This is a genomic window from Sorangium sp. So ce836 (genome assembly GCF_028553905.1).
Taxonomy (GTDB): Bacteria; Myxococcota_A; Polyangia; order Polyangiales; family Polyangiaceae; genus Sorangium; species Sorangium cellulosum_D.
Window position 1 is genome coordinate 5,165,759 of the sequence record NZ_CP102233.1, and the last position, 12,078, is coordinate 5,177,836.

Consider the following 12,078-nt stretch of genomic DNA (forward strand, 5'->3'; position numbering starts at 1 on the left):
CTTCCGCCCCCCTGCAGAGCGTGCAGCCGCCCTCGATGGCGCGGGAGGCGACCGGACCAGCGCGGGATGGGGTGGCTACGGAGCGGGGTCGGCCGCCGGGGCGGGAGACGTGGTCTCTTCGGCGGGGGCGGGGGCGGAGCCCTCGTTGTCAGCAGCGGGGTTGGCTTTGCGCTTGGTCGGCCGCTCCGGCGACGGGCTCGCCGCGGTGGGCTCGATCGCGACGACGGTCTGCTTGCGGCAGCCGACGATGACCGCCTGGCCAGCGGAGAGCCACGCGGGCGTCGACGCCTTCTCGGTCGTCAGCTTGCCGAGCCGCACGTATCGCGTCCCGCAGGGCACGTCGAGCGTCTCGCCCGTGTTTCCGGCCAGCGAGCCGTTCACGTACACCGACGCTTGCTGGGACGAGTTGACCAGCAGGTGCCCGCGGTTCGACGGCAGATCCTCCGCGCTGCCCGCGGCCGGTGCCGAGCTCGCGGCCGGCGCCGCGGTCTCGGCGGGCGCCGCGGTCTCGGCGGGCGCCGCGGTCTCGGCGGGCGCCGCGGTCTGGGCCGCCGACGGCGCGGGCGCGGTCTCGGCGGGCGCGGCGGTCGGCGCCTGCTCCGTGGCCTGCGGCTGCGCGGTCACGTCCTGCGTCGCGCCCGGGGAGGTGTCGGGGGCGACGTTCGGGAGGGGCGCAGACTCGGAGCCGAACAACCCGAGCCGATGCGCGACCGCCGCGCCGCCCACGAGGAGCACCACCGCCGCGATGACGAGGCCCACGCGGGACCGCGGGCGCGGCGACGGGCGATCGGTGACGCTGGTGTCCGCGGGCGGTCGCGTGGTGACGCGCTCGGACGGCTTGAGCTCCTTCTCCGCGAGGATGGGCGGGTCCTTGGTGATGACCTTCGGCAGGAGATCGCGATCGACCGGCTTCGGCCTGGGCCTGGCGTCTGCCTCCTCGCTCGCCAGCTTGGGCAACACGCCCGGCGGCGCCTCGACGGTCTCTTGGTCCTGGACCGACCGCGCGAGCGCCTGGGCCTCGGACCGCGCGGAGCGCACGGCCGTCTCCTCGTCTTCGAGGCCCTCGGGGCGAGAGCGGATGACCGTGGGCTCGTCCTCGAGCATGCCGCGGATCACGGTCGGCTCGTCGTCGACCATCTCGCGGCTGAACTCGCGTTCGCTGGCAGGCTCCCCGATCGCGCGCCGCGTGGCGGCGGCGACCTGCTCCGGCGCCTTGGGGGTGACCGGCTCGCCGATCGACGGCGCGTGGGCCGTGGCCGCGTCCAGCGCCGAGGCGCCCTCCCTGCCGACGGGCGTGGTCGTGGCGTGCGCCGCGACGGGCGCCTCGGCGCGATCGAGCGACGATCTGCGCTCGGCGCGCGCCTCGGGCGCGGCGGCCTCCGGCCTGCGCTCGGCGGGGAGCTTCAGCGCTGCAGCCGGCCTCTGCGCGGGCTCCGGCTCGTCGGGGAGGAGCCCCGCGAACGAGAGCTCGCTGTCGCTCTCCGCGACCTTCACCCTCGCCGCAGGGTCCTCGTGCGGGAAGAACGGCTTCCCTTCTGCGCGCGGGCTGGAGCCGCGCGCGGGGGGCACTGCCGGACCGGCGGCGGCCACGTCCTTGCCCAGCGCGGCTGGCCTGGCGACCGGCGCGGCGACCTTGGCCGCGGGCCTGGCCGCGTCCCTCGGCCTCGGCTCCGTCGGCTCCGCGGGCGGGCGATAGGTCTCCTGCGGGCCGGCGTCGCGGGCCTCGGCCCGCGGAAGATCGAGGGGAGCGCCGGGCCTCGCGGCCTGCCTTCCGGGGGAGCTGGGAGGCGGCGCGGGGACGCGCGCCGGCGTCGCGGCCGCCGGCTTGCCGGCCGGCGCCCTGGCTCCGCTCGCGGCGGGCGTGGCCGCTGCCGGCGTCTTCACCGCAGGCTGCGGCGGCGTCTTCGCGGTGGGCTGCGGCGATGCCTTGGCGGCCGCTGCCGGCTGCCTCGCTGCGCCGGCGGCCGCGGTCTGCGGCGCCTGCGCGGCGACCTGGCGCGCATCGCCGGCGGGGCCGTCGAGGCTGCCGAGGCTGCCGACGTCGTCCAGGGCCGGCTCTGCGGCGCGCGATGCCGACGGCCCGCCTGCGGCGACCGCGCTGGCCGCGGCTGCCGACCGTGCTTCGTTCGCCGACGACGTTTCCGCCGCGGTCAACCTGGCGTCGGGCAAGGCCGCGCCCGCCGTGTCGTTGGCGATGGCGCCGGGCGCCTCGCCGCGGTGCGGGACGAGCTCGGCGGAGACCGGGAGCTGCGACCGGGTTCGAGGCGCAGCGGCGTTCCGCTGCACCCGCTGGAGGAGCGCTTCGAGGGTGGCGACTTTCTCTGCGACGTTCACGCCGCGCCAGCATATCGCGGCTCGGCGCGGGTTACATCATTCGCGGTGAGGGGGGCGCGATCCGGGCGGGCTCCCCGGCGGAAATCCAGCCGGGGAGCCCGGGGGAGGGGGTCAGAGGGTCTCGAGGTAGGCGATCAGATCGTCGATCTGGTCCGCGCGGAGGTGGGACGTCTTGCCGTGCAGGTCGCCGCCGCCGCAGGCGGGGTCGGTGAACCGGTCCCGCAGCGTCGGGGCGCACCCGTTGTGCATGAAGGGCGCGCGCGCGCCGATGCGGACCAGCGACGGCACCTGGAAGGCCTTGCCCGTGCCGACCTCGAACGACTGGTTGTTCGTGAGCTGGGCGCCCGCGTGGCAGCGCGCGCAGTCCACGGTCTTGTCGTGGAAGAGGGCTTCGCCGCGCGCCACGGCGTTCTGGTCGGGCACCAGCGACACCGGCGGCGCGGGGAGGCTGTCGATCCACCGGGCGAAGAGGTTCACCCGGCGCGGCCCCTGGTGCATGCCGCCCATGCGCCGCTCGAACACCTCGTCCATGATGGCCTCGATGCCCGACATGTCGCCGTCCCAGTGGAACGGCGCGGTGTTGAGGATTCCGCCGCTCATGAACTGGGTGCGCCGAGGGCCGATGGGGTTGAAGACCCACGTGTGGCCGTCCTCGCCGCCTTCCGGATGGCACGACGCGCAGGCCATCGGGCCGGACTCGTTCCTGTGGAACATCTCGTGACCGGTGTCTCTACGGCTCTCGCCGGGGAGCGTGATGACGCGGTTGCTGGAGATGCCCGGGGTCCCGAGCACGTGGATGGCCGCGGGCTCGCGCGTCTGCACGATCACCGCGTCGCGGGCGAACGCGACGGCGGTGGGCTCGCCGTCCACCGCCACCCGCTGCTGCGCATCGACGCAGGTCCCCTCGCCGTTGAAGCCCGCCCCGTCCCCGAAGTCCAAGATCGCGTTCGCGTTCAAGGTCGCCGAGGTGGTGATGAGGACCTCGCTCCTGCCTGCCGCGACGACGGCGTACGACGCGCCGTCCGCCGACACCGCGAGATCGACCGGGAGGGTCGCGGATGGGAAGGCGGGCGAGACCCTCGGGCGCTCGGTGGAGCCGGCGGCCCCGACCTCCGTCACCGTGCTGTGCACGATGCTTCCGTCGCACCCGCCGGAGCTGTAGCCCCCCTCGACGACCTCGACGGGCGCGACGAGGGCGCGCTGGTGCACGACCGCGACGCCGCCGGACGGCAGGCCGACCGTCCGCCAGGCGACGGTCGGCGCGAACTCCTGCCCGAACAGGTTGAAGTGCGGGAGCTTCTGCCGCTCCGCGACGCTGCCGTCCGCGTTGACGGTGAGCAGCTCGGTCGAGCGGAACTTGCTGACCAGGAGGCGATTCCCGTCCACGACCACGTCGCGCAGGTCGCGGTCGAGCTGCAGGTGGCGCGTCGCGGCTCCGCGGGCCGCCGGGAGCGTCATCAGCTCGCCGCCGAGGCACGCGACGTGGAGCGCGTCGGTCCTCGCGTCGTACGCGATCCCCCTCGGGGCCGCGCAGACCGCGCGCCGGCCGACGATCTTCCCGCTGTCCGCGTCGATCGTGACGACCGCGCCGCCGCGGCGGAGCGCGACGTGGAACCGCCCCGCGGCGTCCTCCACGACCCGGCCTGGCTCGTCCCCCTTTTCCAGGGCGATTTCGGCGGTCAACCGCTGCGCCTCGAGATCGACGATCCACACCCGGTCGCGATCCGGGTCCGCGGCGACCGCCCGCGCAGCGCTCTTGCTCACGGCGAGCGTCCCGCCGCTGATGGCGGGCGGCGGCTCCGCCGCGATCGCAACGCTGCTGGGGTCATCGACCTGGGGGGGCTCGTCCTCACCGAGCTCCCATGGTGCGCAGGCGGCAAACGATGATGCGGTCGCGAGGATGGCGAGCATCGGGGAGAAGCTGCGGCGCGATGCAAGCAGTCTATGCATGTGAGGCCCTCCGGTCGCCGCCAAGCAAGATGGCGGCCACTTGGTGAGATGTTCTTCCATTCGATTGTGTGCCGCAATAAGCGTTGCCTCCGGGGAAGCGACGGATTTCTGCCATCCACGGAGCGCGCGCGGACGGTACGAACCGTCTTTGGGACGTAGGGCTCCCTCCCTGGAGCCGGTCATCATGTCCCGGCTGTCCTGGCCCATTGCGGCACGGCATGACGAACACGTCAGACCACGGCGCCAGCGCGGCCTTGGACCGCGCGGGCGCCTCCTCGGGTTCAGGCGCGCCTGCGCGGCGACACGCGCCGTGCGCCGAGCGCGCCGGCCGCCCGGTCACGTTTGCGCGAGGGCGAGGCGAGCGATCGCCGAGGCGCGATGCGCGCGATCGCCTGCGATCTTGACGGGTGCTTTCACCGCCCATAAGTGACCCACCGGTCATGAAAAGCACCGCACCCTCGTTTCGACGCAGCATCTCGCTGGCCTCGACGCTCGCCGGGCTGGTCGCCCTCGGGCTCATCGCACCGCCCGCCGCGGCGCAGCCGGCCGCCCCGCCCCCCGCCGCCCCGCAGCCCGCGCCTCCCGCTGCCGGTCAGCCGCAGCCCCCCCAGGCTCCCGTCGCTGCGGCGCAGCTGCCGGCGCCGAAGGCCGATCCGCTCGCCACCGCGCTCGCCCCCCAGCCGGGAGGGCTGACGCCGGACGAGTTCTCGAAGATAGCCCTGCAGACGCACGCGTCGCTCCGCGCCAAGCAGGCCGAGCTGAGGGCCGCGTCCGCGCGGGTCGACCAGGCGGCGGTGAACTTCTTTCCGCGCATCACCCTCACAGGCAGCTACATGCGCCTGTCCGAGGTGGAGCAGGACGCGCGGCTGGCGCAGTTCGGTCTGGGCGCGCAGATCCTCAACCAGTATTCGCTGTCGGCGAGCCTGGCGGTGCCCATCTCGGACTACGTGCTCCGCATCTCCCAGGGATACGCGGCGGCGTCCCACTCCGAGACCGCGAAGAAGCTCGAGGTGCAGGCCGAGGCCTTGAAGATCGCGGCCGACGCGAAGATCTCCTTCTTCAACTGGGTTGGGCTGAAGGGGCTGGTCGTCGTCCGGGACGAGGCCGTGTCCCAGGCGAAGGCGCACCTCGTGGACGCGCAGCGCACGTTCGAGGTGGGGCTGCTCTCGCGGGCAGACGTGCTCCGTCTCGAGGCGCAGGTGGCGAACGCAGAGCAGCTGCTCAGCGAAGCCCAGGCGACGCTCCTCGTCGCCGACGAGCAGATCCGGATCGCGCTCGGAGCGGCGGCGCAGGGCAGGCCGCTCACGGTCGGGATCGACGTCATGACCGGCAGCGTCGCCGCGCAGCCGCCGGCCCAGCCGCTCCCCACGTTGCAGGAGGAAGCGTTCTCGAAGCGGCTCGAGATCCGCGCCCTGGACGAGACGCTGTACTCGCTCAAGAAGTCGGAGCAGCTCACGCGGGCCGGGTACTTCCCGCGCCTGGATGCGGTCGCCGACGTCACGTACGCGAACCCCAACCAGCGCATCTTCCCGGCGCGGGAGGAGTTCGACCTGACGTGGGCCGCCGGCGCCCGCGCCACGTGGGTCCTCAACGACATCGCGACGACCGCCGCGGCCTCCGCCGAGGCGAGCGCCCGGACCGCGCAGGTCGCGGAGCAAAAGGCCCTGCTGCGCGACGGGCTCCGGATGGAAGTGGCCCAGGCCTACACCGACGTGAGCAAGGCCGCGCGCAGCATCGAGACCGCGGAGCGGCAGCTCGCGGCGGCCGTGGAGGCGATGCGCGTAAAATCGGAGCTGTTCCGGGCCGGTCGCGCGACGAGCACCGATCTCGTGGACTCGGAGCGAGAGGTCACGACGGCGCGGCTGCTGCAGCTCAACGCGCGCGTCGGGGCGCTGGTCGCGAAGACCCGGCTGGACCACGCCCTCGGGCGCGACGCGAACGTCGTGAAATGACCGGACCGCGCGCGTCGTCTTCGCTTGCGCGGCCCACCCGGCCGGAGTAGGGAAGGCGTGCGCCGCTGCAGCGCGGGTTCCTGCGGCGCTTCCGCGGGCACCGCCCGCACTCTCCCTCACCGGCCGAGGTAGCGCGTCCACGGTGCGCGCCCGGTCCGCCCGTCATGACGGAGCTTGCGCTCATCCTCAGCGGCGGCCTGATCGGGCTCGCCTTTGCGGTCTACCTCGCTCGCTGGGTCGTCGCGCGCCCCGCGGTCGAGCCCGAGATGCAGCGGGTGGCCGCGATCATCCAGGGCGTCGCCGAGGCGTATTTTCGCCGCCAGAGCAGCGTGATCGCCGCGGTCTCCGCGATGCTCGGCGGCGCCATCTTCCTCGCGTACGGCCTGCTCCGGAGCGCCGGGGAGAAGAACCCGGTCCCGGCGCTGGAGCTCGGGGTCTGGCTGACGCTCTCGTTCGCGGTCGGCGCCGCCAGCGCCGTCGCCACGGGCCGGGTCGCCACCTGGATCGCGCCCCGCACCAGCGTGCGCGCGGCGAGCGGCGCCCGCCGCTCCCTCGACCTCGCCCTGCAGATCGCCCTGCGCGGCGGGGCCGTGTCGGGGCTCTTCGTCGTCGGCATGAGCCTGCTCGGCCTCGGCGGCCTGTTCGCCGCGGTCCTCGCGTTCCGCGGCGGCTTCGGGGCCGAGCCGGCCGAGGCGCTCGCGCTCGCGCCGACCATCCCCTGGGTCATCGCCGGTTATCCGCTCGGCGCCTCCTTCGCCGCCTTGATGGCGCAGCTCGGCGGCGGCACCTTCTCCAAGGCGGCCGACCTCGGGGCCGACCTCGCGGGCGCCGAGGTCGGCCTCGACGAGGACGACCTCCAGAACCCGGCCACGATCGTCGACCTGGCCGGCGATACCGTCGGAGACTGCGCCGGGCGCGCGGCCGGCGTCTTCGCCTCGACCGTCGCCGAGAACGCGGGCGCCATGGTGGTCGGCGCCATGCTCTTCCGCAACAACGCCGGGCTCCCGAGCGCCCTCGCCGTCGTGCTCTTCCCGCTGGTCAGCCGCGCGTTCGGCCTCATCGCCACGCTCTTCGGCGTCATGGTCGTCAAGACCGACGACCGCGAGGACGCCTTCAACGCCCTGCTGCGGGGGCTCTACGTCACGGCCATCCTGCACGCCGTCGGCATCGCCGGGGCCGCCAAGTGGCTGCTCGGCGCTCACTGGGTCGTCTTCTTCGCGTGCGGCGTCCTCGGCATCGCCACCGGCATCGGCGTGCTGCACGTGACGCAGTACTACACCGAGCAGCGGCACCGCCCGGTGCGCGAGCTCGCCGAGGCCGCCCGCAGCGGCTCCGCGATGGCGGTGCTGCGCGGGCTCGCCATCGGCCTCGAGAGCTCGGTGCTCCCGCTCCTCGTCGTCGTCGGCGCGACCTTCGGCTCGTACCAGCTCGGCGCCCGCTCCGGGCTCGCCGGCGGGGGCCTGTTCGGGACCGCGGTCGCCACGATGGGGATGCTCGGCACCGCGGGCTATGTCCTCGCCATGGATGCGTTCGGCCCGATCGTGGACAACGCGGGCGGCATCGTCGCCGTGACGGTCGCCCGAGAGCGGCCGGACGTGCGCGGGCGGACGCTCGTGCTCGACGCGGTGGGCAACACGACCAAGGCGCTCACGAAGGCGTACACGGCAGGGGTGGCCGCGCTCGCCTCGCTGCTGCTCGTTGCCGGCTACCTCGACGAGTCCCGGCGGCGCGCGCTGACGTCGAGCGCGCCGAGCAGCGGCGAGACGGCCGCGATGGTCGTGCGACTCGACCAGCCCGAGGTCTACCTCGGCGCGCTGGTCGGGATCCTCCTGGTCTTCTGGCTGGCCGGCCGCTGTATCCGGAATGTGCTTCAGGCCGGCCGCCGCGTCCTCGACGAGGTGAAGCGCCAGGCCCGGGCCCGGCCGCCGGGCTTCGTCGGCGACCACGAGCCGTGCGTCGAGATGGTCTCCCGGGCGGCGCTGCGCCATATGATCGCGCCGGCCCTCGTCGCGGCGGTGGCGCCCGTCGTCGTGGGACTTGCCTTGCGCTTTGCAAGGACGGAAGATAATCCTCTGGTCGCGGCGGATTCAGTCGCGGCCCTGATCATGGCCGGGACGGTCGCAGGCGTCCTCGGGTCGCTCTTCTTAGGGAATACCGGGGCGATCTGGGACAATGCGAGGCAGTACATCGCGACCGGCGCGCACGGTGGACGCTACCTCGTCGATGAGACGGGGGCGCGGGCGGACAACCCCACCTACGGCGCCGCCGTCGTGGGCGACACGATCGGCGATCCGCTGAAGGATGCGGCCGGTCCTGCGATCCACGTGCTGATCAAGATGCTCCCCGCCGTGATCATCGTGTTCTTGCCGTTCTTCATCTGATGACGGTTCTTCATCCAGCGGGATCCGCCAGGGGTCCCGTCCACCCGACCCATCCCGGCGAATTGCCGCCGCATGTATCCCGAGCCCACGACGTGCCGCCTCCGATCTCCGACGCACTCTCCACCCTCAGCGATCGTGGCCTGCGAAGGCTCCTTGGCGCCCGCACCTTCCTCCGCGGGCTGGAGTACTTCCGCCGCCGCGTCGTCGAGGACATCTCCATCAACGAGACGATGGCGAGCGGCACCGTCCGCGCCGCCGACTCCGAGCCGTATCCGGTCAAGGTCGAGCTCTCACCCGATGGAATCCAGTCCCAGTGCTCCTGTCCGGCATTCCAGAAGGCCGGACAGCATTGCAAGCACGTCGCGGCGCTGCTCATCAGCATCCGCGACCAGGCCCGCGGCGCGCAGCCCCGGCGCGAGCCGCCGATCCCGGCGCTCGTCCCGCAGACCGCCCACGCCGGCGGGGACGCCCTGAAGCGCGTGCGCAGGCGCGACCGCCGCGGGCGGCTGGCGATCACGCCGCCGGTGCCCGTCCCGACCGTCGTCGGCACCCACGGGCCGCCGGGCTCCGCCGTCAACCTCACGGCGCCGGTCCTCGACGCCACGGCCAAGCAGACCGGGATCGGCGCCTGGCTCCCGCCCGAGGGGGTCACCGGGGCCCGCCGCGTGGAGTTCCGCCTCCACGTGCGCCAGGGGGCGCTGACCGTCACCGTCCTCGATGCCGAGGCGCGCGTCCCGGTGCTGCCGTCCGCGGCGCTCGCCTGGCAGGCGCTTTACCCGACGCCCGATCGCGACGCGCTCCGGCTGCTCGCGCGGTTCGAGAGCGGCAACCCGCGCCACCCGGCCGTCGACATCCGCGGCGAGGACGTGGCCGAGCTGCTCCCGCTGCTGGAAGGCCAGCGCGTGCTCCTCGAGCCCGCGCTGATGCAGCTCCGCTTCGGCGAGGACAGCCTGCGGCCGCGCTTCGATCTCGAGACCGTCGGCGGCGACACCATCATCGTGAAGGCGAGCTTCGAGCGGGTGAACGACAAGCGCCGCTTCTCGCTCCTGCAAGGCGGGTGGTTCGAGGGCTGGCCGGGCTGGCACATCGACACGCAGGAGGGGCTCGCGCGCCGCATCGACAAGCGCGTCTCCCCCGCGGCGATGCGCCGCCTGCTCCGCTCGCCGACCATCGGCGAGCCGATGAGCGAGCTGCCCCGCATCATCATGCAGGGGCTGCCCAAGATCGCCCTCGAGGTCGGCGCCGAGCTGCCCGACCTGAACCAGATCGCCGAGGTCGTCGACCTCGTGCCCACGTTCCGCATGCGCGCCGGCGGCTCGCTGATCGAGGCGCGCGTCACGCTGTTCGCCGCGTACGGCGACGCGGAGGTCGCCGTGCGCGCCGACGGCATATCGCCGCCGGTGCTGGTGCAGCCGCCCGAGGAGGGGATGAAGCGCGCCCGCTGCATCCGCGTGGACATCGCCGCGCAGCAGGAGGCGGCGAGCAAGCTGCTCGCCCTCGGGCTCAAGCCGGACGAGACCGGCCAGGGCTTCATCGCGAACGGCGATCAGGCGCTCACGTTCTGGACCGAGGGGCTCGCCGAGCTCCCCGACGACTGGGACCTCTTCGTCCCCGAGGATCTCGTCGACACGCAGGTGCGCAGCCGGCCGATCGGCGTCTTCGCCAAGGTCACCTCGGGGATGGACTGGCTGAACGTCAGGCTCAGCTTCGAGAGCGAGGGCGTCGGCGTCGATCGCGACGAGCTGCGCCGCTGCCTCGCCGAGGGCAAGCGGTACGTCCGCCTCGAGGACGGGTCGTTCGCCGCGTTCGATCCGGACGCCGTGCGCGCGATGCTCGATCGCGAGGTCGAGCTGATGATGGCGGCCGGCAAGAACGGCCGGCTGCCGCTCGCGCAGGCCGGCCGGGTGCACGAGCTGCTCCAGCACGCGAGCGGCTCGAACGTGACCGCCTCCGCGCGCGAGCTCTTCCACAAGCTCAGCAACATCGACGAGATCGGCAGCACGAAGCGGCCCCGGAACCTGAAGGCGACGCTCCGTCCCTACCAGGAGGCCGGCCTGTCATGGCTCAAGTTCATCCATGACATCGGCTCTGGCGGCGTGCTCGCCGACGACATGGGCCTCGGCAAGACGGTCCAGACGATCGCCCTCCTGCTCGCCGTCAAGCAGGAGGAGAAGCACATGCGCGCGCTGATCGTCGCCCCGACGAGCGTCGTGACGAACTGGGAGCGCGAGCTCGCCCGGTTCGCGCCGTCGCTCTCGGTCGCCCTCTGGCACGGCGCCGATCGCAAGGACCAGATCGACGAGGTCAAGGCCGCCGAGGTGGTGATCACGAGCTACGCGCTCCTCCGGCGCGACGAGGACTTCCTCGCGCAGCTCGACCTGAGCTACGCCATCCTCGACGAGGCGCAGCACATCAAGAACCCGATGAGCGCCACCGCCGCCGCCGCCAAGCGGCTCCGCGCGAAGCGCCGGCTCGCCCTGACGGGCACGCCCATCGAGAACCGACTGTCGGAGATCTGGTCGATCTTCGACTTCGTCTCGCCGGGCCTGCTCGGCTCGCTCGACAAGTTCGAGGCCCGCTTCTCGCGGCCGATCGAGGCGGGCGACTACAAGACCGCGCAGCGGCTCCGCGCCGCGATCCACCCGTTCATCCTGCGCCGCACGAAGCAGGAGGTGGCGAAGGATCTGCCGGAGAAGATCGAGATGGATCAGATCTGCGATCTCACCGGCGAGCAGCGGGCGCTTTACCTGCAGGTCGCGCGCGAGGTGCGGGCGCAGGTCCTCGGCGAGGTCGAGCGCGTCGGCCTCGCGAAGAGCCAGCTGCAGATCCTCGCCGGCCTCACCCGCCTGCGGCAGGCGGCCTGCGATCCGCGGCTGCTCGGGTTGCCGCGCGAGTTCGGCGACGACGACTCGGGCAAGCTCGTCGCGGTCCGCGAGCTGATCGCGAACGCGGTCGAGGGCGGGCACAAGGTCCTCGTCTTCAGCCAGTTCGTGATGATGCTGAAGCTGATCGAGAAGGCGATGAAGGAGGACGGCGTCGCCTACGAGTACCTCGACGGCTCCACGAAGGATCGGCCGGAGCGCGTCGAGCGCTTCCAGAACGACCCGAGCGTGCCGGTCTTCCTCATCAGCCTCAAGGCGGGCGGCACCGGCCTGAACCTCACCGCGGCGGACACGGTGATCCACTTCGATCCGTGGTGGAACCCGGCCGTCGAGCAGCAGGCCACCGACCGCGCCCACCGCATCGGGCAGACGAAGGTGGTCACCGCCTACCGGCTCATCGCCGCGGGCACGATCGAGGAGAAGATCCTGCTGCTCAAGGACAAGAAGCGCCAGCTCGTGGCCTCCGTCCTCAGCGAGGACGCGGGCGGCGCCAAGAAGCTCACCAAGGCCGACCTGGAAGAGCTGTTCGCGGTGGACTGAGCGGACCGCGGCGCGCCCCGGGGGGAGCGCGCCGCTCGC

5 protein-coding genes are annotated in these 12,078 nt (G+C 73.1%); 3 read left to right on the plus strand and 2 right to left on the minus strand.

Going from position 1 to position 12,078, the window contains the following annotated elements; genetic code table 11:
* Window positions 1-75: 75 nt before the first annotated feature.
* On the minus strand, window positions 76-2,334 hold the full coding sequence (locus tag NQZ70_RS18815) for a hypothetical protein (RefSeq protein WP_165374038.1): 2,259 nt from the start codon (window positions 2,332-2,334) through the stop codon (window positions 76-78).
* A 111-nt stretch (window positions 2,335-2,445) separates the two neighbouring features.
* Window positions 2,446-4,284, minus strand: a complete 1,839-nt coding sequence (locus tag NQZ70_RS18820) for a c-type cytochrome (RefSeq protein ID WP_237245423.1) — start codon at window positions 4,282-4,284, stop codon at window positions 2,446-2,448.
* Window positions 4,285-4,724: 440 nt separating this feature from the next.
* Between NQZ70_RS18820 and NQZ70_RS18825 the strand changes: the two genes are divergently transcribed.
* The 3 genes from NQZ70_RS18825 to NQZ70_RS18835 all read left to right on the plus strand — a co-directional run bounded on the left by NQZ70_RS18825 (window position 4,725) and on the right by NQZ70_RS18835 (window position 12,039).
* Complete coding sequence (locus NQZ70_RS18825; protein ID WP_272828735.1) at window positions 4,725-6,236, plus strand: TolC family protein; 1,512 nt, start codon at window positions 4,725-4,727, stop codon at window positions 6,234-6,236.
* Between the two features lie 164 nt (window positions 6,237-6,400).
* The gene (locus NQZ70_RS18830) at window positions 6,401-8,617 is read left to right on the plus strand and encodes a sodium-translocating pyrophosphatase (RefSeq protein WP_129575446.1); all 2,217 of its coding nucleotides are present in this window, start codon (window positions 6,401-6,403) and stop codon (window positions 8,615-8,617) included.
* 92 nt (window positions 8,618-8,709) lie between these two features.
* Window positions 8,710-12,039 (plus strand): DEAD/DEAH box helicase, encoded by a 3,330-nt coding sequence (locus NQZ70_RS18835; RefSeq protein WP_129575447.1) that lies wholly within the window; start codon window positions 8,710-8,712, stop codon window positions 12,037-12,039.
* Window positions 12,040-12,078 lie beyond the last annotated feature (39 nt).